The 23,700-nt window shown below is 68.7% G+C and carries 24 protein-coding genes; 18 read left to right on the plus strand and 6 right to left on the minus strand.

The window, feature by feature from the left end; all coding sequences use genetic code 11:
• Positions 1-94: 94 nt before the first annotated feature.
• On the minus strand, positions 95-1,357 hold the full coding sequence (locus FGL25_RS15625; protein WP_138142221.1) for a Glu/Leu/Phe/Val family dehydrogenase: 1,263 nt from the start codon (positions 1,355-1,357) through the stop codon (positions 95-97).
• A 241-nt stretch (positions 1,358-1,598) separates the two neighbouring features.
• Here FGL25_RS15625 and metK point away from each other — a divergent pair, with 241 nt between their 5' ends.
• A complete protein-coding gene (gene metK / locus FGL25_RS15630; RefSeq protein WP_138142222.1) occupies positions 1,599-2,798 on the plus strand; it encodes a methionine adenosyltransferase in 1,200 nt (399 codons plus the stop codon).
• Positions 2,799-2,990: 192 nt separating this feature from the next.
• Positions 2,991-4,220 carry an argininosuccinate synthase gene (locus tag FGL25_RS15635; protein ID WP_138142223.1) on the plus strand — a complete coding sequence of 410 codons (1,230 nt, stop codon included), beginning with the start codon at positions 2,991-2,993 and terminating at the stop codon, positions 4,218-4,220.
• A 22-nt stretch (positions 4,221-4,242) separates the two neighbouring features.
• On the opposite strand, the gene FGL25_RS15640 is transcribed toward FGL25_RS15635, so the two are convergent.
• Positions 4,243-5,571 carry a PQQ-dependent sugar dehydrogenase gene (locus FGL25_RS15640; RefSeq protein WP_138142224.1) on the minus strand — a complete coding sequence of 443 codons (1,329 nt, stop codon included), beginning with the start codon at positions 5,569-5,571 and terminating at the stop codon, positions 4,243-4,245.
• A 117-nt stretch (positions 5,572-5,688) separates the two neighbouring features.
• Between FGL25_RS15640 and FGL25_RS15645 the strand changes: the two genes are divergently transcribed.
• From FGL25_RS15645 to FGL25_RS15660, 4 genes are all read left to right on the plus strand, one after another.
• Positions 5,689-6,159, plus strand: coding sequence for a translation initiation factor IF-2 (locus FGL25_RS15645; protein ID WP_223850639.1), 471 nt, complete (start codon positions 5,689-5,691; stop codon positions 6,157-6,159).
• Positions 6,160-6,255: 96 nt separating this feature from the next.
• Entirely contained in the window at positions 6,256-6,792 is a 537-nt protein-coding gene (locus tag FGL25_RS15650) for a hypothetical protein (RefSeq protein ID WP_088410793.1), read from the plus strand.
• A 75-nt stretch (positions 6,793-6,867) separates the two neighbouring features.
• Positions 6,868-7,500 (plus strand): LysE family translocator, encoded by a 633-nt coding sequence (locus FGL25_RS15655; RefSeq protein ID WP_088410792.1) that lies wholly within the window; start codon positions 6,868-6,870, stop codon positions 7,498-7,500.
• Between the two features lie 88 nt (positions 7,501-7,588).
• Positions 7,589-8,140: a CC0125/CC1285 family lipoprotein gene (locus FGL25_RS15660; protein ID WP_376782532.1), complete on the plus strand. Its 552-nt coding sequence runs from the start codon at positions 7,589-7,591 to the stop codon at positions 8,138-8,140.
• A 147-nt stretch (positions 8,141-8,287) separates the two neighbouring features.
• Here the strand turns inward: FGL25_RS15660 and FGL25_RS15665 are convergent, their stop codons facing one another.
• Entirely contained in the window at positions 8,288-9,028 is a 741-nt protein-coding gene (locus FGL25_RS15665) for a DUF6065 family protein (RefSeq protein WP_087141461.1), read from the minus strand.
• A 91-nt stretch (positions 9,029-9,119) separates the two neighbouring features.
• Between FGL25_RS15665 and FGL25_RS15670 the strand changes: the two genes are divergently transcribed.
• Positions 9,120-9,665, plus strand: coding sequence for a prolyl-tRNA synthetase associated domain-containing protein (locus tag FGL25_RS15670; protein ID WP_396488271.1), 546 nt, complete (start codon positions 9,120-9,122; stop codon positions 9,663-9,665).
• 101 nt (positions 9,666-9,766) lie between these two features.
• On the opposite strand, the gene FGL25_RS15675 is transcribed toward FGL25_RS15670, so the two are convergent.
• Positions 9,767-10,483, minus strand: a complete 717-nt coding sequence (locus tag FGL25_RS15675) for a hypothetical protein (protein WP_138142226.1) — start codon at positions 10,481-10,483, stop codon at positions 9,767-9,769.
• 210 nt (positions 10,484-10,693) lie between these two features.
• On the opposite strand from FGL25_RS15675, the gene FGL25_RS15680 reads away from it, so the two are divergent.
• From FGL25_RS15680 to FGL25_RS15705, 7 genes are all read left to right on the plus strand, one after another.
• The gene (locus FGL25_RS15680; protein WP_138142227.1) at positions 10,694-12,460 is read left to right on the plus strand and encodes a hypothetical protein; all 1,767 of its coding nucleotides are present in this window, start codon (positions 10,694-10,696) and stop codon (positions 12,458-12,460) included.
• 389 nt (positions 12,461-12,849) lie between these two features.
• Entirely contained in the window at positions 12,850-13,749 is a 900-nt protein-coding gene (gene trxA, locus FGL25_RS15685; protein ID WP_003166579.1) for a thioredoxin, read from the plus strand.
• Between the two features lie 10 nt (positions 13,750-13,759).
• Positions 13,760-14,419, plus strand: a complete 660-nt coding sequence (locus FGL25_RS15690; protein WP_138142228.1) for an LON peptidase substrate-binding domain-containing protein — start codon at positions 13,760-13,762, stop codon at positions 14,417-14,419.
• A gap of 152 nt (positions 14,420-14,571) precedes the next feature.
• Positions 14,572-14,766: a Trm112 family protein gene (locus FGL25_RS15695; protein ID WP_046652703.1), complete on the plus strand. Its 195-nt coding sequence runs from the start codon at positions 14,572-14,574 to the stop codon at positions 14,764-14,766.
• An 89-nt stretch (positions 14,767-14,855) separates the two neighbouring features.
• Positions 14,856-14,999, plus strand: coding sequence for a hypothetical protein (locus FGL25_RS16915; RefSeq protein WP_157677998.1), 144 nt, complete (start codon positions 14,856-14,858; stop codon positions 14,997-14,999).
• On the plus strand, positions 14,999-15,199 hold the full coding sequence (locus FGL25_RS15700) for a hypothetical protein (RefSeq protein ID WP_128719211.1): 201 nt from the start codon (positions 14,999-15,001) through the stop codon (positions 15,197-15,199). The genes FGL25_RS16915 and FGL25_RS15700 overlap by 1 nt, the downstream gene beginning before the upstream one ends.
• Positions 15,196-15,387 carry a hypothetical protein gene (locus tag FGL25_RS15705; RefSeq protein WP_138142229.1) on the plus strand — a complete coding sequence of 64 codons (192 nt, stop codon included), beginning with the start codon at positions 15,196-15,198 and terminating at the stop codon, positions 15,385-15,387. The genes FGL25_RS15700 and FGL25_RS15705 overlap by 4 nt, the downstream gene beginning before the upstream one ends.
• A 15-nt stretch (positions 15,388-15,402) precedes the next feature.
• Here FGL25_RS15705 and FGL25_RS15710 read toward each other — a convergent pair whose 3' ends face one another.
• Entirely contained in the window at positions 15,403-16,656 is a 1,254-nt protein-coding gene (locus tag FGL25_RS15710; protein ID WP_138142230.1) for a UbiH/UbiF/VisC/COQ6 family ubiquinone biosynthesis hydroxylase, read from the minus strand.
• A gap of 172 nt (positions 16,657-16,828) precedes the next feature.
• On the opposite strand from FGL25_RS15710, the gene FGL25_RS15715 reads away from it, so the two are divergent.
• From FGL25_RS15715 to xth, 3 genes are all read left to right on the plus strand, one after another.
• Positions 16,829-19,324 (plus strand): FtsK/SpoIIIE family DNA translocase, encoded by a 2,496-nt coding sequence (locus tag FGL25_RS15715; protein WP_138142231.1) that lies wholly within the window; start codon positions 16,829-16,831, stop codon positions 19,322-19,324.
• A gap of 296 nt (positions 19,325-19,620) precedes the next feature.
• Positions 19,621-20,262: a LolA family protein gene (locus tag FGL25_RS15720; protein ID WP_046652698.1), complete on the plus strand. Its 642-nt coding sequence runs from the start codon at positions 19,621-19,623 to the stop codon at positions 20,260-20,262.
• Positions 20,263-20,491: 229 nt separating this feature from the next.
• The gene (gene xth, locus FGL25_RS15725) at positions 20,492-21,289 is read left to right on the plus strand and encodes an exodeoxyribonuclease III (RefSeq protein ID WP_138142232.1); all 798 of its coding nucleotides are present in this window, start codon (positions 20,492-20,494) and stop codon (positions 21,287-21,289) included.
• Between the two features lie 7 nt (positions 21,290-21,296).
• Here the strand turns inward: xth and FGL25_RS15730 are convergent, their stop codons facing one another.
• Complete coding sequence (locus FGL25_RS15730) at positions 21,297-22,703, minus strand: SLC13 family permease (RefSeq protein WP_138142474.1); 1,407 nt, start codon at positions 22,701-22,703, stop codon at positions 21,297-21,299.
• 88 nt (positions 22,704-22,791) lie between these two features.
• Between FGL25_RS15730 and FGL25_RS15735 the strand changes: the two genes are divergently transcribed.
• On the plus strand, positions 22,792-23,700 hold the full coding sequence (locus FGL25_RS15735; RefSeq protein ID WP_138142233.1) for a hypothetical protein: 909 nt from the start codon (positions 22,792-22,794) through the stop codon (positions 23,698-23,700).

The raw sequence follows: 23,700 nt of genomic DNA on the forward strand, positions 1-23,700 counted from the left end.
GACCTCGGTCGCCGCCCCTTTGCCCAAGGTTGATGACAGAGAAGCGGTTGGAATTGCGACGCTTTGGAGAAGTCGGAAGAAGAGCCGAGACGGCCTAGCTGGCGAAGAACTGCTGGGTGCCGTGGGCCTCGATTGCGGCGGCCAGGCGACCCAGCGCGTGGATATAGGCGGCCGTGCGCAGGGTGACGCCCTTGTCCTCGGCGATGGACCAGACGGCGTCGCCCTCGGTCTCGATGATGGTCTTGAGGCGCGACTGCACCTCGTCCAGCGTCCAGTAATAGCCCTGACGGTTCTGGACCCATTCAAAATAGGACACCGTCACCCCGCCCGCATTGGCCAGGATGTCAGGCAGGACCACGACGCCCTTGTCGGCCAGGATGCGGTCGCCCTCGGGCGTGATCGGGCCGTTGGCCAGCTCCAGAACGACCTTCGCCCGCACCGAGGCGGCGTTTCCGTCGTGGATCATGTCCTCCATGGCCGAGGGGGCCAGGACGTCGCAGTCGACGCCGATCAGGTCGTCCGCCGCAATGACCTCGCCGCCGTGTTCGGCCTGAACCACCGACTGGCCCGCCGCCTTGGCCGCCAGCAGAGCGTCCAGATCGAGACCGGAAGCCGCATGGACCGCGCCGCCCGAGTCCGACACGGCGACGATCTTCGCCCCGATGCTGCGGAACAGACGCGCCACATGCTGGCCCGCATTGCCGAAACCCTGGACCGCCACGCGCAGCCCCTCGGTCGGCAGGCCCAGCCGTTCGGTCAGGTGACAGGTCAGGTAGAAGCCGCCGCGCGCCGTCGCGTCCTCGCGCCCGACCGAACCGCCCAGGGCGATCGGCTTGCCGGTGATGACGGCGGGCGCCGCCTCGCCCTGGATGGAGGCGTATTCATCGGCCATCCAGCCCATGATCATGGCGTTGGTGTAGACGTCCGGCGCCGGGATGTCGCGGTCCGGGCCGATGATGCCCGCGAAGGCCTGGACATAGGCGCGCGACAGCCGCTCCAGTTCGGCCTTGGACAGGGCCTTGGGGTCGACCTGCACCGCCCCCTTGCCGCCGCCGTAGGGCAGATTGGTCACGGCGCACTTCACCGTCATCCAGAAGGCCAGGGTCTCGACCTCCTCGACGGTGGAGTCGGGGTGGAAGCGGATGCCGCCCTTGGTCGGGCCGCGCGTGTCGTCGTAGCGGCAGCGCCAGGCCAGGAAGGATTTGCGCGACCCGTCGTCCATGCGGATCAGCAGCCGAACCTTCATCGTCTCGCGCGGATACTTCAGCTTCTCCAGCACGTCGCTGTCGATCTGCACATGCCGTGCGGCTTCGTCGAGACGGGTCAGGGCCGCGTCAAGGATGTTCGGGCTGGGCATTAATTTTCCAAATGACTAGACTAAAGACAGCGCCAAAGAACGAAACTCATACAAATTCGTAGCGAAGGGGGATTTTGCTGCCACATCGAATGCTGCAACGCAAGAATTCAGAACGCACTTGCGAAATACGATGAGCAGCAGCGCGCCGCGCATGATCAGAATCCCGACCGCAGAAGCCGTCTTGCACGTATAAGCATATCTTTATATGTCTGGCGGCTTCATCGTCTCGCAGGAGCCTGCCTTGGCCCGTTCGTCGTTCCTCTTCACCTCCGAGAGCGTCTCGGAAGGCCATCCCGACAAGGTTGCGGATCAGATTTCCGACGCCGTCGTCGACCTGTTCCTGTCCAAGGATCCCGAAGCGCGGGTGGCCTGTGAAACCCTGACGACGACCAATCTGGTGGTTCTGGCCGGCGAAATCCGCGGCAAGGGCATCATGGACACGGAAGGCAACTGGGCTCCCGGCGTCGAACAGGAAATCGAGGATACGGTGCGCGGCGTGGTGCGCGACATCGGCTATGAGCAGGACGGCTTCCACTGGAAGACCTTCCGCTTCGAGAACAACCTGCACCCGCAGTCGGCCCACATCGCCCAGGGCGTCGACGCCGGCGAAGACAAGGACGAGGGCGCGGGCGACCAGGGCATCATGTTCGGCTACGCCTCGAACGAGACGCCGGAGCTGATGCCGGCCACCCTGCAATACAGCCACAACATCCTGAAAGCCCTGGCCGACGCCCGTCACGCCGGGACCGAGCCGGGCCTGGAGCCCGACGCCAAGAGCCAGGTGACGCTGCACTACGAAGACGGCCGCCCGGTGCGCGCGACCTCGATCGTCGTCTCGACCCAGCACAAGGCCAACCTGAGCCAGAGCCAGGTCGCGGCCATCGTGAAGCCCTATGTCGAGAAGGTGCTGCCGCAGGGCTTCATCACCGCCGACACCGAGTGGCACATCAACCCGACCGGCACCTTCGTCATCGGCGGCCCGGACGGCGACGCCGGCCTGACCGGCCGCAAGATCATCGTCGACACCTACGGCGGCGCGGCCCCGCACGGCGGCGGCGCCTTCTCGGGCAAGGATCCGACCAAGGTCGACCGCTCGGCCGCCTACGCCTGCCGCTACCTGGCCAAGAATGTGGTCGCGGCGGGCCTGGCGGACCGCTGCACCATCCAGATCAGCTACGCCATCGGCGTGTCCAAGCCCCTGTCGGTCCACGTCGACCTGCACGGCACGGGCAAGATCGCCGAGGCGGTGCTGGAGCGCGAACTGCCCAAACTGATCGGCGGCGCCTCGCCGCGCGCCATCCGCGAGCACCTGGGCCTGAACAAGCCCATCTATCGCCGCACCGCCGCCTACGGCCATTTCGGCCGCACGCCGGACGCCGACGGCGGCTTCTCCTGGGAAAAGACCGACCTGGTCGACGCCCTCAAGGCCCTGGCCGCCTGACCCTTCTAAACGGCTGAAAATCCAGCCTGAAACGGGGGCGTCGCGGATCGGTTCGCGGCGCCCTCGACGCATTGGCGGACCGGCGCCGCAATCCCGCGCTTGCATCGCGGCGCGTCTGGTCCTTTAAGCGCGCCGAACGCCTCCCCCAAGCGTCCCCTGACCCTTGCGTCTCCTGAAAGGATTCCCCGACCGATGAGCAAGCCCGCCCCCAAGAAAGTCGTCCTCGCCTATTCGGGCGGGCTGGACACGTCGATCATCCTGAAATGGCTCCAGGAGGAGTACGGCGCCGAAGTCGTGACCTTCACCGCCGACCTGGGCCAGGGCGAAGAGCTCGCCCTCGCCAAGGAGAAGGCGCTGAAGCTGGGCATCAAGCCCGAGAACATCTTCATCGACGACCTGCGCGAGGAATTCGTGCGCGACTTCGTCTTCCCGATGTTCCGCGCCAACACCGTCTATGAGGGCCAGTATCTGCTGGGCACCTCGATCGCCCGCCCGCTGATCTCCAAGCGCCAGATCGAGATCGCGCGTCAGGTCGGCGCCGACGCCGTCTGTCACGGCGCCACCGGCAAGGGCAACGACCAGGTGCGCTTCGAGCTGGGCTACTACGCCCTGGAGCCCGACATCCGCGTCATCGCCCCCTGGCGCGAGTGGGACTTCAAGTCCCGCGAGACCCTGCTGGACTTCGCCGAGAAGCACCAGATCCCGATCTCCAAGGACAAGCGCGGCGAGGCCCCCTTCTCGGTCGACGCCAACCTTCTGCACTCCTCGTCCGAGGGCAAGGTGCTGGAAGATCCGGCCGTCGAGGCGCCCGAGTTCGTGCACCAGCGCACCATCTCGCCGGAAGCCGCTCCGGACACGCCGACCGTCATCACCATCGCCTATGAAAAGGGCGATCCGGTCGCCATCGACGGCGAGGCCCTGTCGCCCGCCGCCCTGCTGACCAAGCTGAACCAGCTGGGCCACGACAACGGGATCGGCCGTCTGGACCTGGTCGAGAACCGCTTCATCGGCATGAAGTCGCGCGGCGTCTATGAGACCCCCGGCGGGACCATCCTGCTGGCCGCCCACCGCGGCATGGAGTCGATCACCCTCGATCGCGGCGCCATGCACCTGAAGGACGAGCTGATGCCGAAATACGCCTCGCTCATCTACAACGGCTTCTGGTTCAGCCCCGAGCGCGAGATGCTGCAGGCCGCCATCGACCACAGCCAGCAGAAGGTGTCGGGGACCGTCCGCGTCAAGCTCTACAAGGGCAACGTCACCATCATCGGCCGCGAAAGCCCCAACAGCCTGTACGACCAGGATCTGGTGACCTTCGAAGAAGGCGTCCAGGCCTATGACCACAAGGACGCCGAGGGCTTCATCAAGCTGAACGCCCTGCGCCTGCGCGTCCTGGCCAAGCGGGACGGCCGCGAGGGTTAATCGCCCTTCCGAAAACCCAAGCCTACCGGGGCCGGGCGATTCTCAGGATCGCCCGGCTTCTGTCATCCGTGACCCAGATGGAGCCGTCCGGCGCCGTCGCCATCGTCACCGGCGAGCCGCGCGGATGGCGCCCGGCGACCTTGTCCCAGCCCGGCGTCAGCACCTTGCCGTTCACGCTGGGCGCCCCGGCCGGATAGGGCAACGCCCCGCGCGGATAGACGGCGTAGCGCCCGCCGATGTCGGTCAGGGGCCGCCCCTGCCCGTCCGTCTCGACCGCCACGATACGCCCGGCCGCGCGGCGGAAGCCGTGCCAGGTCATCAGCAGCCGCCCCTGCAGCTCGGGGAACATCGCCCCCTCGTAATAGATCAGGTCCAGCGGCGCGGCGTGCGGCGGCAGCAGGGCGATCGGCCGTTCGCGCTCATTGCAGCGCGCCTGACGCGCGGGCCAGCCCGGTAGGGGCGTGGCCAGATCGACGCAATAGGGCCAGCCGTAATGGCGCCCCTGGGTCAGGACGTTCACCTCGTCATAGGGGTGGTTCGGCGTGTCCAGATCGACCGAGTTCTCGGCCTGAAGCACCGTTCCCGACGCATGGCGCACCAGGGCGATGGAGTTCCTCAGGCCGCTGGCGAAGACGGTGCTGTCTTCCGCCCAGCGGCCGTTCCCCAGATAGGCGTGGCGCCGCACCTGCGCCGTCGCCGCATCCTCGACGCAGGCCCCGCGCGCATCCGTCTTCGGCTTGCCCGCCGCGTCGAGGCAGCGGTCGCTGGGCGCCCCGACATTGACCAGCAGGTCGCCGTTCCCGTCGAAGACGAAGCTGGACAGGGGGTGGCGGTTGTCGTGCAGCCGGTTGTCCGGCAGGTCGCCGATGACGGTGCGGACGCTGGCCTGCGCATCGGCCGCATCGGGGTCCAGCGTCAGGATGCGGTTCATCTCGGACACATAGATGCGCCCGTCCGGTCCGCGCTTGACCGTGTGCGGCATGGACAGGCCGCTCGCCAGCCGTCGCCAGCGCGCCGCGCCGTCGGCCGCAAAGGACAGCCGCCACACCGCCCCCTTGCCCGCCTCCCAGGCGCCCAGGTCCGTGACCAGCCAGTCGCCGCCCTCCAGCGGCATCAGGCCGCGCGGCATCCGCGGCCCGTCCTGGCCCGCCCCCTGCCACACCAGCCCGAGGCAATAGCCGGGCGCCGTCCGCACCCCGGTCGCCGGGCGTCCGTCGCAGTCGTCCTGGACCGCATAGGTCCGCGCCCCCGCCTGAGCGCGGGCGTCGCCCGGCGCTAGGCAAGCCGTCAACGCCAGGGCTGAGGCGAAGGCGGCGGAGAAGACGGAGGCGGCGCGCAGGGTCGGTTTCATTCCTCCATGCTGACGCTTGCGCTCGCCCGGTGGCAAGGCCAACTTGCAACCATCTCCGGTCGATCGTCCGGCGTATCCTTATTGACGGCCTTGGCCGTCGCCAGCCGGAGCTTTCCGTTGAACCGTCTTCCCCTCGCCGCCGCCGCGGCGCTGACCCTGTTCGCCGCCCCCGCCTTCGCCGCCGTTCAGGATCCGCCGCCGCCCGCACCGGCGATCACCGCCCAGCCCGCCCCCTCGCCCGAGGAAGCCGCCTTCCAGATCAAGGGTGACGCCTTCCAGGTCGAGGCCGAGCGCATGGGCGCCGAGCTGGAAACCATCATGGACGACGCCAGCCTGGACGCCGCAACCAAGAAGGCCCGCACCGACGCGGTCCTGACCCAATACGAGCCCAAGTTCGCCGCCTTCGCCGATGAATACGGCGCCTTCCTGCGCCTGATGGCCGAAAAGCCCGAGAACGCCGAAAACAAGGCCGACATCCTGGCCGCCGCTGACGGCGCCTCGGCTCAACTGCGCGGCGTGCCCGCCCAGATCCGCACGGCGATCGAGGCCGCCCTGGCCGCCCCGCCGGCTCCGCCCGCCGTCGACTAAGACGCCTGATCGCGAGATCGCGCCTTACCGCGATTTCACTTGAGCCGATCCCTCCTTCGGCGGACCCTGCGCGGCGTCCGCCGAAGGAGCTTCGTCATGACCCGCGCCCTCCCCCTCGCCTCGCTCTCCCTGGCCGCCGCCCTGGCCCTGCTGCCGGTCTCGACCGCCGTAGCCGAAGAGCGGAAGACCCCCGCCGAGACCCGTCTGGAAGCCGCCGCCGCCGTCTTCGAGGCCAAGATGCAGGAGTTCGGCGCCCGCGCCGAGCGCATCCAGGCCGACCCCGACCTGACCGAAACCCAGAAGGGCCTGCGCGTCGCCGCCCTGTGGTCCGACTATCAGCCCCACGTCGTCGACTTCACCGCCGAGGCCACGCGCCAGGCCGGTCAGATCGCCGAAGCGGCCCTGGCCGAAGTCGATGTCGAGGCCATCGTCCGCGAAGCCATGGCCGAGGCCGAGCCCGCGATTCACGGCCTGACGACCAACGGGGCCTGGGCGCAGATCGACCCCGAACAGATGGTCACCTACGGCCTGATCGCTCAATACGGCTTCGACCTGGCCCTGGACGCCCTGGCCGAGACCACCCTGGCGCCGCAGCCGCTGGACTCCGACGGCCCGGTCCCCTGCCCCGCCTGAGTTGAACGGTCTGGGTTGAACGGCCTGGGTTCAGACCCGGCTTGACCTGAGCTCGCTTGCGCCCGAAAGGGCCTTATGGCCGCGCTTCCTGTCGATCCGCATCTGTACCTGGCTTTTCTCGGCGTCATGGCCGTGATGGCGGTGACGCCCGGCCCGGCCAACATCTTCGCCGTCGCCACGGGCATGGAGAAGGGCAAGGCCGCCGCCCTGACCGCCGTCCTGGGCATGAACGCCGCCACTCTGGTGTGGTTCGGGGCCGCCGCCCTGGGCCTGGGCGCCCTGGTGATCGCCTTCCCCCAGGTCTTCCGCGTCATCGCCGTCCTAGGCGCCCTCTATGTCGCCTGGCTGGGGATCAAGGCCCTGAGAGGGGCCTTCGCCACCGCCGCCGAGCCTTCGCACATCGAGGTCAAGCGCGGGCGCAGCGCCCTGGTCGACGGCTTCATGGTCCAGATCGCCAACCCCAAGGCCATCCTCTTCTTCACCGCCGTCCTGCCGCCCTTCCTGGACATCAACCGTCCGCTGGCGCCGCAGCTGGCCCTGTTCGCCGTGACCACCGTCGGCATGGACGGCCTGTCGATGTGCGCCTACGGCCTGGGCGGGGCGGCCCTGGCGCGACAGATGACCGCGCCGCGCTTCCGCAAGGGTTTCGGCATTGTGGTCGGATGCCTTCTGCTCCTCGCCGCCGTTCTCATCGTCTCGCGTCTGTGATGCGCCGGGAATGGGCGATCGGGAACTTGACCATTCACCCCTCGTTCAGACCGACGGGCGTTCAATGAACGCTCAAGGAGAATTTTCCATGATGAAGCTTCGCAAAACCCCGGTGCTGATCGCCCTGGCGGGCGCGCTCGCCCTGGGCGCCTGTGCGACGGCCACCCCCTATCAGCCGGTCGGCTCGAAGGGTCAGGGCGGCTATGCCGAGCAGCGCCTGGAGTCCAACCGCTACGCCGTCAGCTTCTCGGGCAACTCGGTCACCTCGCGCGATCAGGTCGAGATGTCGCTGCTGCTGCGCTCGGCCGAACTGACGGTCGAGAACGGCTACGACTGGTTCGCCACCGTCACCCGCGCCACGGACCGCGACACCCGATTCTACACGACGCCGGATCCCTTCTACTACGACCGCTACGGCCCCTATTGGGGTCCGTCCTGGCGCTTCTACCAGCGCGGCTACTGGAGCACCTGGGATCCCTACTGGGGCCGGGACCGCGACATCCGCCAGGTCGACCGCTATGAGGCCACGGCCGAGATCGTCATGGGCCGCGGTCCCAAGCCCGCCGGCGACGTCAACGCCTTCGACGCCCGCGAGGTCATCAACAACCTCGGCCCGCGCGTGATGCGTCCCACGTATTAAGCAGGCCGCTAACGCTCGCCGCGCGGCGGCTCGCTGCTTGAGCGGCCCTTGCTGCCAGCTGCGTCGCTCAAGCAGCGAGAGGCGCCAGACATGACAACGCCCGCTTCCGGCGACGGAGGCGGGCGTTGCTGCATCAGGCGCTTGGCTTCAGCCGATGCGCGGGTTCTTCAGGCGGCGCTTGTTCGCGTGGGTCGCCGGGGCCGTGCCCAGGGCCTCGGGCACCTCGCCCTTGAAGTAGAAGCGCTGCCACGCCTCCTTGGCCGCGTCCGGATCGCCCGAGGCCAGGCGGGTGTTGAAGTCGGTGCGCGAACGGTTCCAGGCTTCGAACTGCCCCTTCATGCCGGGGTTGGACTCTAGCGAGCGGATCACCGGCTCGAACTGCTCCACCTTGCGATGCTCGACCGGCAGGATGAAGCAGAAGGGCTCGCCCTTCTCGAACTTGATCCGCCCCGGCCGCGTGAAGATCCAGTTCATGGTGAAGGGGAAGGGCAGCCAGTCCGTCTCGATCAGGCCGCTCAGCGGCTGGATGCCGTCCTTGACGTGGTTGGGCGAGCCCTGGGCGATCAGCCCCCAGCCCGGCGGCGTGCGGAACAGATACTGCGGGTGCATGGTCAGCACCCCGCGCGAAAAGTGCGAGGTGACGAAGTGGTCCAGCTCCGGCTGCGGCCGGTCCGGCGTGATCTTGATGTCGGTCTGAGACGGCCCGCCGTTCCACTCGGCCGTGAAGCCGAAGGGGCACAGGATCTCCCACCCCGTGGTGTTGGCCATGGTCAGCGGCAGACAGCGATAGGGGTGACGGCTGGCGAAGGCGTCCATCCAGTTGCGCGACTGGCGGCCCGGCACCAGGTCGCACGGACGCGCATTCATCGGATAGCATTCCAGTTCCAAGACGCGGCTCCCAAGCTTGACGAATAAGGCGGCGACCCTGAGGGTCGGCTTCCTCCCCTATCGCCCTCGCCGCCCGCCCGACAAGACCGAGATGACCGCCATCGCCGCCGATCCCGCCTCCGACGTCCTGCACGAGCCCGCGTATGACCGCGCCCGCCTGCTGACCTGGATGGCCGAGCACGGAATCGAACAAACCACCCACGACCACCCCGCCGTCTTCCGCGTCGAGGAAGGGCTGGACCTCAAGGCCGACCTGCCGGGCCTGCACACCAAGAACCTGTTCCTCAAGGACAAGAAGGGTCGTCTGTGGCTGATCTCGGCGGCCCAGGACACGGTCATCGACCTGAAGCGCGCCCACCGCGCCATGGGCTCGGACCGCCTGTCCTTCGGCAATGAGACCCTGCTGTGGGAGACGCTGGGCGTGCGCCCCGGCTCGGTCACGGCGCTGGGCCTGATCAACGATGCGGACCGCCGCGTGACCTTCGTGCTGGACCGCCGCCTGTGGGAGGCCGCTGTCGTCAACTTCCACCCCCTGGCCAATACGGCGACCACCGCCCTGAGCCAGGACAACTTCCGCCGCGTCCTAGCACTGCTGGACCGCGAGCCGATCGTAGTGGACTTCGACGCGCTGGACTGAACGGCGACTTCGCAGACTGTAGGCTCTGTCTGAAATCGACCCGTTGCGGACGTTGAAAGACGGCGCCGCATCACCACCGACCTTGGGCGGTAATCCATAAACTATGCCAGTTGACACGGTCCACGAGCTTTCTCGATCGCTTCGCTTATCGAGTTCAGCACCTGAGGGAGCCGTGGCAGATTGCTGGCGTCGAGCTGTACTGCAAACTTATACTGTTCATCTTGCGAGACCATCTCGCACAAGATCAGTGGAATGTCAGGGCCATAATCCCGACATTGCGTCAGCCTCCGACTATCTACATAGCCATAGGGATAGGATTCTGAACTGATCTTCACTGTCCAAAGCGTCGGCGTCCCATTAGCGGCTGGCGTCGGCGTTTTGCGTATTGAGGCGTCCACTGTTGCAGGAGGTCCAACGAGCCACGATTCCAGATAGTCTTTCTCGGGATTTGACCAGCCGACCACAGAAACCCAGACTCGCCCGTCCTGTGGACGTCCGTACCAATCCTCCTTGCGACCCGGCACCTCGTAGGGTGAAATTCTCACCGCGTCGCCGTCCGCAGCAATGAGAAGAGCAGGATTCAATGGGTCTACAGGATCGGGCGTCGCAATCGCCCACGGACGCGGCACACGCTTGCCGTCTAGGCACGTTCCATCGCGCAACTTGATGGCAGTTGGGCTAAAAGCTTGGGTATTCAACTTTGCCCACGCTACGATCTCCGGCCCAATATCATTGGCTGTGCCGGCCGGACGCTCCGAGCACGCCCCTACCATGAGGAAAAGCGACACGAGTGCAGTTTGGGCAAGCCGCAGGGACATGGACACACAATGCCTGAGCCAATGCCTGCTAGCCACCCTCTGCAGACCCTAACCGCTTCCGTCTGTGAGCCGCCCGCCCAGGAAAGTCCCGTTTCCCGGAATCGCCCTGTCTAAGGGGCGCGCCAAAGCGTAATATCGCCGTTCTCGACTTCATCACGCGCGCCTATGCGGCGGACGTTCATCGCGTCAGGCCCTGAAAGGGGACGGTGCATGAGACTGTTCTGGAAAGCCTTCGCCGTGGGCGGAGCGGGTCTGGTTCTGGCCGGGCCGATGACCGCCCTCCCCGCGTCCGACGCCGCCACGGCGCTGCGCCTCGAGCGCCTGTTCGGCGGCGTCTGCGGGCCGGGTTCCAGCGGCGGCGCCCTGGCCCGCAGCCTGCTGGTCGCCTCGGCCGTCGCCGCGCCCGCCAGCCAGGCCCAGCCCATTCCCCTCTATCCCGACCTGACGACCTCGCCGTTCAAGGCGACCACCGACGACGCCGGCGCCCAGGCCTATTTCAGCCAGGGGCTGACGCTGGCCTACGGCTTCAACCACGCCGGGGCGGTGCGCTCCTTCCGCGAGGCGCAGAGCCTTGATCCCGCATGCGCCGCCTGCTGGTGGGGCGAGGCCATGGCCCTGGGCCCCAACATCAACGCGCCGATGGATGAACGCGACCGGGCGGCGGCGCTCAAGGCCCTGAACCGCGCCCTGGTCCTGAGCGCCGGGGCCGCGCCGCACGAGCAGGCGCTGATCGACGCCCTGGGCCTGCGCTACTCCGACGACCCGGCGGCCGACCGCGCCGCCCTGGACGCCGCCTACGCCGACGCCATGCTGGTCGCCGCGCGCCGCTTTCCCGACAACGACGACGTCGCCGTCCTAGCCGCCGAGGCGGCGATGGACACCACGCCGTGGAACTATTGGGAGGCCGACCAGCGCACCCCCGTCGGCCGCATCGGCGACGCGATCCGCCTGATCGAGACGGTTCTGGACCGCAGCCCCGACCATCCGCAGGCGGCCCATCTCTATATTCACCTGATGGAGGCCGCCGATCCCGCGCGGGCCGAGAAGGCGGCCGACCGCCTGGCCGTCGCGCGTCCCGCCAGCGCGGGCCATCTGGTGCACATGCCCGGCCACATCTATCTGCGGCGCGGCCGCTACGCCGAGGCCATGCGCCTGAACGTCGCGGCGGCGCGCGCGGACGAGGCCTTCATCCGCGACACCAACGATGAGAGCCTGGTCCGCTACGGCTACTATCCGCACAACATCCACTTCATCGTCGCCTCGGCCCAGATGGCCGGCGACATGGACACCGCCCTGCGCGAAGCGCGACGCCTGCGCACGGTGCTGGATCCGGCGACCTCAGCGCGGATCGCCTGGGTCCAGGTCATCGACGCCGCCCCCTATCAGGCTCTGGCCCAGTTCGCCGAACCGCGCGCCGTCCTGGCCGCGCCCGCGCCCGACGCCCGCCTGCCCTACGCCGCCGCCATGCGCCACTACGCCCGCGCCGTCGCCCACGCCCGGTTGCACGACCAGAGAAGCTTCGACCGCGAAATGGCGGCGCTGAACGCGCTGAAGGCCTCGCCCGCCTTGGCCGACATGGTCGCCCAGGGCGTGCCCGCGCTCGATCTTCTGGTCCTGGCCGAGGCCGTGGCCTACGGGCGCATGGCCATGGCGCGCGGCCGCCCCGCCGAGGCGACCGAGCATTATCGCCGCGCCGCCGATCTGGAGGCCGCCCTGCCCTATATGGAGCCCGCCTTCTGGTACTATCCGGTGCACCAGTCGCTGGGCGCGGCCCTCTATCAGGCCGGGCGCCCGGACCTGGCCGCCGACGCCTTCCGCCTGGCCCTGGCCCAGACGCCAAACAACGGCTGGGCCCTCTACGGCCTGGCCCGCGCCGAATCCGCCCAGGGCCGCGCCGCCGAAGCCGCCGCCGCGGATCAAGCCCTCAAGACCGCCTGGCTGGGCGACGCCCGCTGGCTGCGGATGGACCGGCTGTAGAGCGCGCTACGCCCTATTCTGGCGCAACGATCCGCTACATCATGACGAAGCCGCCTCTCTTTCTTCCTTCTCCCCTTGTGGGAGAAGGTGGCCCGTCAGGGCCGGATGAGGGGTCTTGCGCCAGTAGATTAGAGCGATGAGGCAAAACGTCAGAAACCCCTCATCCGTCTCGCTTCGCGAGCCACCTTCTCCCACAAGGGGAGAAGGATGCGGGAGCGCCATCCACTCTGGTCGAAGGAAGAGATTTCAGACGATTCAGACGAATTGGACTCTGTTTTTTCCGCTCTCCTCGCCTTCGCCTGCGGCAAGGCGCGCTTTCGGCTTGATGGCGAGGCATCCCGACGCCATCTGATCCGTTACCTTCCTTCGACTCCCATGCGGACCCGACCATGACCTTCGCCGACCCGTCCCTGACCACCCCGCCCGACCTGATCAAGGACGGCACGGACGCCTCCTTCATGACCGACGTGATCGAGGCCTCGAAGCATCAGCCGGTCATCGTCGACTTCTGGGCCACCTGGTGCGGCCCATGCCGGACGCTCGGCCCCGCGCTGGAGAAGGCCGTGCGCGCCGCCAAGGGGGCGGTGAAGATGGTCAAGATCGACGTCGACGCCAACCCGGCCTATGCGGGCCAGCTGCGGGTGCAGTCGATCCCGACCGTCTACGCCTTCGTCAACGGCCAGCCGGTCGACGGCTTCCAGGGCGCCATTCCCGACAGCCAGATCAAGGCCTTCATCGACAAGCTGACCGGCGGAGAAGGCGTCAACACCGATGTCGAGCAACTGCTGTCGCTGGGCGAGGAGTCGCTGGGTCTCAACGATCTGGGCGGCGCCGCCCAGGCCTTCGCCCACGTCCTGACGATGGAGCCCGACAACCAGAAGGCCATCGCCGGCATGGCCCGCGTCTATCTGGTCGAGGGCGACGCCGAACAGGCGGCCCAGACCATCGCCATGGCCCCGGCCGATTCCACCGAGCCGACGGTTCAGGCCGTACGCGCCCAGCTGTCTCTGGCCTCGGCCGCCCCGACCGGCGCGACCGCCGAGCTGGAGGCCCGGCTGGCGGCGAACAAGAACGACCACGAGGCCCGCTTCGACCTGGCCCAGGCCCTGGCCTCGGCGGGCGATCTGAAGGGGGCGGTCGACCACCTGCTGACCATCGTCCAGGCCGAACGCGAGTGGAACGACCAGGCGGCGCGCAAGCAGCTGCTGACGGTGTTCGAGGCCGCCGGCCCCAACAGCGAAGTCGCCCGCGACGGACGACGGCGCCTGTCCTCCATCCTGTTCTCCTAACGGCGCGATCATGGCTCAGGGCTACGTCAAGGCCAGCGAACTTCCCCAGGTGATCCCGGTGTTTCCCCTGCCGGGCTCCATCCTCCTGGCGCGGGGCCAGCTGCCGCTGAACATCTTTGAGCCGCGCTATCTGAACATGGTGGACGACGCCATGGCGGGCGACCGGATGATCGGCCTGATCCAGCCGGTCGGCCCCGCGGGCCTGCGCCCGCCCCTGACCCGCGTCGGCTGCGCCGGGCGGATCACCAGCTTCGCCGAGACCTCGGACGGGCGCTATCTGATCACCCTGACCGGGGTGTGCCGCTTCGCCGTGGCGACCGAGATGCAGGTCCGCACCCCCTATCGCCAGGCGCGGGTCGACTTCCTGCCCTATGAGGCGGATCTGCGCGCCCCGGACCCGGCCGAGGATTTCAACCGCGAGCCCTTCCTCTCGGCCCTGGCGCCCTATCTGGCGGGACGCGGCATGGACATCGACTGGGACACCGCCCGCGCCGCGCCTCAGGAGGCCCTGGTCAACAGCCTGGCCATGGCCCTGCCCTTTGATCCGCCCGAGAAACAAGCCCTGCTGGAGGCCCTGACCCTGACCGAGCGCGAAGCGGCCCTGACCGCCCTCCTGCGCATCGAAGCCGTTGCCCCCGACGACGACGAGCCCGGCCCGGCGATGCAGTAGTCTGAGCGCGCCCAACGCGATAAACACACGACCAACAGAACAGGGCGCCCGACGCCCTCAAGCAGCGAGCGCCCGCGGCGCGAGCGATAGGGCGCAAACTTCCTCAAACAGTGAGCGCCCGCGGCGCGAACGATAGGAAACTGAAAAAGATCATGAGCGACGCCTTCAACACCCCCGTCTCGGTCGATCCCCGCCTGCTGGAGGTGCTGGTCTGCCCGGTCACGCGCGGCCGCCTGACCTATGACCGCGAGCGCAACGAGCTGATTTCGGCGGGCGCCAAGCTGGCTTTCCCCATCCGCGACGGCGTGCCGATCATGCTGGCCGAAGACGCCCGCCCGCTGGACTGAACCTTACGTCGCGCTTAGGCGACGTCCCGCTTTCCTCATCGCGCCCTTATGGCCGTCGGGTGTTTCTTCGTCTCATGAAGGAGCCCCCCATGAGCCGCCGCGCCCTGCTGAACCAGTCGCTGAGCCGCCCAGCCCCGCCCGAGCCCGCCGCACCCAGCGTCTGGCGCATGGCCCAGACCGTGCTGGCCCTCTATCTCGGCTGCACGCCCCGCAACGGGAGCCGCCCGCGATGATGAGCGGCTATCCCGACGGGCGCCCCGCCGCCCCTCACCGCCCGCGCGCCTATGGCGTCGTCGCCCGCGACGGCGGCTGGTGCGTCACCCTGGACGGCTGCGCCACCCGCCCCTTCAAGGACCGCGAAGCCGCCGCGCGCATCGCCCGCCAGCTGCAGCGTCAGGCTGACGGCCTGCTCCAGACCGAGCCGCGCTCATGACCGCCGCCCGCGCCAAGGCCCGGCCCGTCCTGTTCGAGATTCGCCGCCTGGGCCGCGTCTGGCGGCTGACCTCTTCGGACGGGCTCTTCTTCGGCCTGTTCCAGAACCGGGCCTCGGCCCTGCGCTGCGCGGTGGAAGAGGCCGACCGCCGCGACGACGCCGACATGCTGCTGCACGCCCACGACTAGGCCGAGCGGGCCCTCTTACAAACTCTCGCCGCGCAGCAGGCGGGGCAGATCCCCCGTCGCCCCGCCGGCTTCATGCATGAAGGCGCGGCGCAGGGGGGCGATGCGGTTGACCGCCGCCATGCCCAGATCGCGGGCCAGCCGCACCGGGGCGATGTCGTTGGAGAACAGGCGCACGAAGCCGTCGAAGCCCGCCGCCAGCGCCGCATTGTCGAATCGGCGCCAGCGGGCGTAGCGCTCCAGCACCAGCTCCGAACCGATGTCCTCGCCGATGCGCGCAGCCTCGGCCAGCACCTCGGACAGGGCGGCGACGTCCTTCAGGCCCATGTTGAGCCCCTGCCCCGCCACCGGGTGAACGCCATGGGCCGCATCGCCGATGATGGCCATGCGCGGCGCCGTCAGCCCCTCGGCCAGCTGCAGCGACAGCGGATAGACGAAGCGCGGCCCTTCAATCGTCAGTCCGCCCAGGAAGTCGCCGAACCGCCGCGTCAGATGGGCGTGGAAAGCCTCGTCCGAGGCCGAACGCAGCGCCTCGCCCCGGCGGGTGCTTTCGGTCCAGACCAGATTGGCCCGGTTCTCTGTCAGCGGCAGGATGGCGAAGGGGCCGTCCGGCAGAAAATACTCATGGGCGACGTTGCCGTGCGGCTTCTCCATGCGGACGGTGCAGACCACGCCGCTCTGCTGATAGGTCCAGCCGAAGACGTCGATGCCCGCCGCGCGGCGCACGGTTGAGTTGCGGCCCTCGGCCCCGATGACCAACGGCGCCGACAGGGTCGAACCGTCCTTCAGCGTCACCGTCGCCCGGCCCGGCCCGACGGCCACATCGGCCACGGCGGCGGGGGCGCGGACTTCCAGGCCGCGCGCCTCGACGGCCTCAGCCAGGGCGACGCGCAGGCGGCGGTTCTCGACCATATAGCCCAGCGGTTCGCCGCCGTTGCGATCGCCGATCTCGTCCGCGTCGAAGCGGATATAGGCGGCCGAAGGCTTGCGGCTGGCGGCGCCGGGACGGCGGCCGTCCGTCACCAGGATGCGGTCCATGCGGCAGGCGTGCGGCTCCAGCGCCTCGCCCAGGCCCAGAGCCTTCAACATGCGGAAGTTGGCGTAGGAGATGGCCGTCGCCCGCCCGTCGAAGGTCGGCGCCAGCTGAGCGTCGAAGGGCTGAGGGTCCACCATGACGGGGCGCAGGCCCCCTTGCGCCGCCGCGAGCGCAAAGGTCGCCCCGACCAGCCCAGCGCCGGCGATGATGATGTCGTAGTCGTCCGATCCGCTCATGCTGTCGTTCTAGGCCCCTATCGCACTTCACGCCACCACAAGCCCGCCTGCCTGATGGGACATAAGGGCTCATCCCCGCCAGCAAAGACCGGGCTGGTAAATGCCGCTTTAACCTTATGCGGGGCACTAAAGGTCGGAGTCTCGCTTTCAGTCCCTTCAGGGGTTTGCCTTCATGTCCGCCGCCCTCGCGCTCGGCCAACGCGTCTGGAGCACCGTCCGCATCGTCTGGGCGGCGCCCTTCGCCGTGCGGTTCAGGGGGGTGCTGCAGGCGATGCTGGCCGCCCTTCTGCTGGTGGCCCTCATCTCGTGGAACCCGGCCGATCCCAGCTGGAACGCCGCATCAAGCCAGGCGCCGACCAACTGGCTGGGCGGCGCGGGCGCGACCTTCGCCGACCTGATCATGCAGTCGCTGGGGCTGGCGGCCTGGCCCGCCGTCCTGCTGCTGATCGCCTTCGGGCTGGCCGTGGCCATCGGCGACGCCCTGCAGCACCGCTTGCAGCCGACGCCGTTCAAGATCTTCTGCGCCGTCGCGGGCGTGCTGCTGCTGTCGGCCGCCCTGTCGGCCCCGGCGGCGCCCGCGAAATGGCCGCTGGCGGCGGGCATGGGCGGGCTGTGGGGCGACGCCGTCACCGGCCTGGCCGCCAACGGTCTGGGCGCCCTGAAAATCCCCGGCGCGCGCATCATCCTGGGCGTGCTGTTCGTGATCCTGGCGCTGTGGAGCCTGGCCTATACCGTAGGCCTGCGCCTGCGCGACTTCACCGACACCGCCGGCTGGGCCGCCCAGAAGGGCGCCGAGGCCCGCGCCGCAAGACCGGCCAAGACCGCCAAATCGGGCAAGGCCCCGCGCGCCGCCGCCGAGCCCGCCGCCCCGGCCCGCAAGCCGCGCCATCGCCTGCCCGACGCCGAAGAGATGGAGGCGGACGGCCCCCTCGCGGCGCCCATGCAGCCCCAGGCCGCCTTTGCCCCCGCCGCAGACGCATCCGACGATGCGGACGCCTATGCCGACGAGGCCGACGCCTACACCCCGCCGTGGGAGGATGCGGCCCCCGCCCCCATCGCCCCGCCCTCGGCCCGCGCCAACCGCCCGGCCGAGCCCAAGGTGGCGGCCGTCAAGGCGCCCAAGCCCGTGCGCAGCGACGCCGACCAACAGGCCTTCGACTTCGCGGGCGAAGGCGGCTTCGAACTGCCGCCGCTGGGCATTCTGGCCAAGCCCGGCCAGCGCGGCGGCGCCGTCGACGAGGAATCGCTGAAGGCCAACGCCAAGATGCTGGAGGGCGTGCTTCAGGAGTTCGGCGTGCGCGGCCAGATCGACCAGATCCGCCCCGGCCCCGTCGTCACCCTGTATGAACTGGTGCCCGCGCCCGGCGTGAAGCACGGCCGCGTCGTCGCCCTGGCGGACGACATCGCCCGCTCCATGTCGGCCCGCGCCTGCCGCATCAGCGTGGTTCAGGGCCGCAACGCCATCGGCATCGAACTGCCCAACGCCAAGCGCGAGACGGTCTTCCTGCGCGACCTGCTGGCGTCCGGCGAATACGACAAGAAGAGCCATCTGCTGCCGCTGGCGCTGGGCGAAACCATCGGCGGCGAGCCCTATGTCGCCGATCTGGCGCGGATGCCTCACCTGCTGATCGCTGGCACCACCGGCTCGGGCAAGTCGGTCGGGGTCAACGCCATGATCCTGTCGATCCTGTATCGCCACTCGCCCGCCGAGTGCCGCTTCATCATGATCGACCCCAAGATGCTGGAGCTGTCGGTCTATGACGGCATTCCGCACCTGCTGGCGCCGGTCGTGACCGATCCCAAGAAGGCGGTCGTGGCCCTGAAGTGGACCGTGCGCGAGATGGAGGACCGCTATCGCCGGATGTCCAAGCTCGGCGTCCGCAACGTCGCCAGCTACAACGAACGCGCCCGCGAGGCCCAGGAAAAGGGCGAGCATTTCGAACGCACCGTCCAGACCGGCTTCGACGAGCAGGGCCGCCCGGTTTACGAGAGCGAGAAGATCCGGCCCGAGCCCATGCCCTATCTGGTCGTGGTCATGGACGAGATGGCCGACCTGATGCTGGTCGCGGGCAAGGACGTGGAAGGCGCCGTCCAGCGTCTGGCCCAGATGGCGCGCGCGGCGGGCATCCACCTGATCATGGCCACCCAGCGCCCGTCGGTGGACGTCATCACCGGCACCATCAAGGCCAACTTCCCGACCCGGATTTCTTTCCAGGTCACGTCGAAGATCGACAGCCGCACCATCCTGGGCGAACAGGGCGGCGAGCAGCTGCTGGGTCAGGGCGACATGCTCTACATGGCGGGCGGCGGACGCATCACCCGCCTGCACGGCCCCTTCGTCGGCGACCAGGAGGTCGAGGACGTCTGCAAACACCTGAAGGCTCAGGCTGAGCCGGAATACCTCGACCTGATCACCGACGAGCCGGACGGAGATGGCGACGGCGCCTATGGCGATGAAGGCGGCGGCACAGGCGACGACCTCTATGACCGCGCCGTGGCCGTGGTCACGCGCGACCGCAAGGCCTCGACCTCCTACGTCCAGCGCCGCCTGCAGATCGGCTACAACCGCGCCGCCACCCTGATCGAACGCATGGAGCAGGAAGGCGTCGTCAGCCCCGCCAACCACGCCGGCAAGCGCGAGGTGCTGGCCGGACCGCCGCCTATGTAGTTTCGGCTGCGCCGAGACGGCGGCTTTGCCGCCGGGCGCTATCGCTTGCGACGCGGTCGCTCGCTGCTTGAGCGCCAATCGCGCGCACGCCTGGGGAACCCCGCGGTTCAGTCGACGCTTAAACGCCTCACGTCCTCAAGCAGCGAGCGACCGCGTCGCGAGCGCTAGGACACTAAAACAATGAACGCCGCTTCATCGGAGCGCCGGAATATGGTCAGGCTGGCGTCATCAGCCTGCCGGATGAAGCCCCCACCCTCACCGGGTCGAAAACCGTTCAGAACGGGAGAAGAAAAGACATGAGCATTTCCCGCCGCGCCTTCGGCCTCGGCTCCGCCGCCCTGGTCGCCCTCGCCGCCGCCCCCGCCGCCGTCCTGGCGCAGGCCGGGCTGTCGGCCGACGACCAAGCCGTCCTGCGCCAGGCCCAGACCTATCTGACCGCCATGACCACGGCCCAGGGGACGTTCGTCGAGACCGGGCCGAACAATCAGCGCCGCACCGGCCGCTATTATCTGCAGCGGCCCGGCAAGATGCGGTTCGAATACACCGAGCCTGCGGGCCTGCTGGTCGTCGCCGACGGCAATAACGTCAGCCGTTGGGATCCGCGCCTGAACGTCTTCCGTCAGGCGCCGCTGGGCCAGACGCCGCTGTCCACCTTCCTGGCGCGCGAGGTCCGGCTGGATCAGGGCGTGAAGATCGACCGGATCACGCGCATGGACTCCGGCGCCTTCGCCATCACCGCCCGCGACGCGCGCCGCCCCAACGAAGGCTCGGTCATCCTGGCTTTCGCCGGTTCGCCCGTGCGGCTGCAGGAATGGACCATCACCGACGCGCAAGGCTCGCGCACGCGGGTCCAGCTGACCACGCTGCAACCGGCGCCGGGCCTGGCCGCCAGCCTGTTCCAGCTGCGCGACCCGACGCGTCGCAATCGCCGCAACTGATCCGCGCCCAGAAAAAAAGCAGGGCGAATTTGTGACGGTTTGACCTTTTTCGCCGGGCGTGACACTTTGGGCACAGGACGGCGGCGGCCGTCCCGCCCGCCACGGATTCATCCCCGCCTGGCGGCGAGAGAGACGAACTTCATGCGCCCGGACTTCGCTCCGGGCGCTTTTTTAATGCGCGCGACAACCGGCTTAGACCCCGCCCCGCCAAGCTGCTAAGCCCGCTGGCATGAGCCTTCGCATCGTCACCTGGAACATCAACTCGGTCCGCCTGCGCATTGATCAGGTCGCCCGTTTCGTCGCCGAGAACGCCCCGGACGTCCTGTGCCTGCAGGAGATCAAATGCACCGAGGACCAGTTCCCGCGTCAGGCCTTCATCGACATGGGCCTGCCCTACCTGCGGATCGGCGGCCAAAAGGGCTGGCACGGGGTGGCGATCGCCAGCCGCCTGCCCATCGTCGACAGCCCGAAACTAGACGTCTGCCGCGAGGGCCACGCCCGCTGCGTCTCGGCCGTGGTCGAGGGCGTGGAGGTGCAGAACTTCTACATCCCGGCGGGCGGCGACCTGCCCGACCGGGCGTTGAACCCCAAGTTCGATCACAAGATGGACTTCTATGAGCGGCTGACCGCCGAGATGAAGACCCGCGACCGCCAGCGGCCTCTGGTCCTGGCCGGAGATTTCAATATCGCGCCGGGCGAGAACGACGTCTGGAACCACCGCTTCATGTCCAAGGTGGTCAGCCACACCCCCGGCGAGGTCGAGACCCTGTACCGGCTTCAGGACGCAGGCGGTTTCGCCGACGTTTTGCGCGACCAGATCCCCGACCCGACAAAGCTGGCCAGCTGGTGGAGCTATCGCGCCAAGGATTTCCGCAAATCGAACCGGGGCCTGCGCCTGGACCATCTGTGGACCTCGCCCGGCCTGACGCCCGCCGTGGTCAAGGGCAGCGCCCGCATCATGGACACGGTGCGCGAGTGGGAGCGGCCCAGCGACCACGCCCCGGTCGTGATGGACCTGGACGTCTGAGGCCGCCTCAGAAGGGGAAGAAGATCGGGATGGCGACCATGGCCGCCGCCCAGGTGATCAGGTTCAGCGGCGTGCCGACACGGACGAAGTCCATGTAGCTGTAGCCGCCCATCTGATAGACGAGGACGTTGGTCTGATAGCCGAAGGGGGTGGCGAAGGCGGCCGAGGCGGCCATCATCACCGCCACCAGGAAGGGGCGCGGATCGACCCCCAGGCTCTCGGCCAGGGCGACCGCGATCGGCGTCACGAGCACCGCCACCGTGGCGTTGGACAGAAGCTCGGTCGCGAACAGGGTCACGCCGTAGAGCACGATCAGGGCGCCCAGCGGCCCGAACGGACGGATCACCTCGATCAGCAGGCCCGCGCCTTGCGCCGCCAGTCCCGTCACTTCGATGGCGGTGCCGACCACAACCATGCCGGCGATCAACAGCAGGATGTCCGGCTTCAGGCCCGAATAGGCCTCTTCCGGCGTCAGCACGCCCAGCAGGATCAGGGCCACCGCCCCGGCGAAGGCCGCCGCCGCTATGGGCGCGATTCCCAGGCCCGCCGCCGCCACCACGAGGACGAAGACCGCCAGGGCGATCAGCGCCCGCTTCCACTGCAACGGGCGGTCTGCTGAAGAATAGAGATCAACGTCGCCCAGGTGGGCGTCGCCGGTGCCGTCGCGCTGGTTGCGGCTTTCGCCGAGCCGAGCCAGCGACGGCAGGGAGAAGGGCAGACGCCACCGACGCGACGTCTTGGCCGCCTGCGCTTCCGCAGCAAGGCGCTCCCGTTCAGCTTCAGCTTCTTCCTCAGCCGTGGCCGAGCGGCCCAATTGGCGCGCGCCGAAGACATAGAGCCACAGCCCGCCGACCAGGGCGATGATCAGACCCACAGGCGTGATCTCGAACAGGCTGAACACCGGCTGGCCCGCGTTGCGCGCCATGTCGTTGACCAGCAGATTGGTCGAGGTGCCGATCAGGGTCAGCAGGCCGCCCATGACCGTCACATGGCTGAGCGGCATCAGGAACCGCTTGGGCGACAGCTTCAGCGACTTGGCCATGTCGCGCACGACCGGCGCGGCCAGCACCACCACCGGCGTATTGTTCAGAAAGCCGCCGACCGAGCCGCACAGGCCGATCACCACCCAGATGCCCGTCGCGCCGAAACGCTGACACAAGGACGTCGCCTTGCGGATTATCAGGCCCAGCAGACCCGACAGTTCGATGGCGTAGGCGATGACGAACAGCCCGGCCAGGGCGATGACCGCCGGACTGGCAAAGGCGCTCTGCACCTCGACCGGGCGAACCACGCCGAACAGCAGCAAGGTCGCCGCCCCGCTGAGCGCCACCACGTCCGAACGCATCCGCCCGTGAATCATCACCCCGACCACGGCGATCAGAACGATGAGAGCGATGATCTGGTCCAGCGTCACCCGCGCAAGACCCCCTTTTTTCAGCCCAGCCTCGACCGCGATCACGGGCCGGGGCGCCAATCAGCGTTTCTCGTGTTAGGCTGGTTCCATGTCGATCACAACGACCCGTCTGGCCGCGCCGCTCGCCCTGGCGGCGGCCCTGCCGCTTCTGACCTGGTGCCAGCGGCCGCCGGAACCTGCCCCCCCTGCGGATCCGGCCCCGCCACCGACGGTCGTGCTGGACTCCACCCTGAACCGCGCCGCCCTGCTGGCCGCCCTGACCGAGGCCGGAACAGCCCTGGCCGACGGCCAGACGCGCGACGCCGCCCTGACCGGCCGAACGGTGTCGGTGCGCCTGCCTTTCGGCTGCGGCGGCGAGGCGGCCGTCGCCAGCGAAGCCGGCGGCCTACCCCGCCTCGTTCGCAATGCCGACGGAAGCCTGACCCTGACGGTCACGCCGGAAGACCTGGGCGCGTCGGCCCTGGTCCCCGCGACCCGCGAAGGGGCGGTCGACAAGTGGGAGGCGGTCGAAGGCTTCTGGATCGCCCGGCCATGGAGCGGCCTGGACGCCTGTCCGGCGTCAGCAGCTCTGACCGCCCCCGCCCCGGAACTCGCGCCTTCGCCGGCTCAAACGGCGATCAAGACACCCGCCGAGGGCAAGACGACTGAGACCAAGACCGTTGACGACGTCGCGGCGCCGCCAATCGTCCAGCTTGAGCGCAGCGCCGGGCTGGCCGCCGTGTTTGAAACGGGCGGCTCGCGCCTGGGCCGTCGTCAGGGCCAGGCCTATATCCATGTCATTCGGGGAGAAAAGGGCGTCGCGCCGACGCCGGCGCCGGGCGGCTATGCGCTGCGGCTGGAAGGACGGCTGACCGCCTTCGCGGACGGCAAGGCCGTCCATTGCGTCCAGCAGGACGCCGAAAACCGGCCGGTCTGCATCGCCGCTTTGCGGCTGGACCGGCTGGCCTTCGAGGATGGGGCCACGGGCGCCCTTCTCAGCGAATGGCGCCCGCGTTGA

It is taken from the genome of Brevundimonas vancanneytii (assembly GCF_901421975.1).
Taxonomy (GTDB): domain Bacteria; phylum Pseudomonadota; class Alphaproteobacteria; order Caulobacterales; family Caulobacteraceae; genus Brevundimonas; species Brevundimonas diminuta.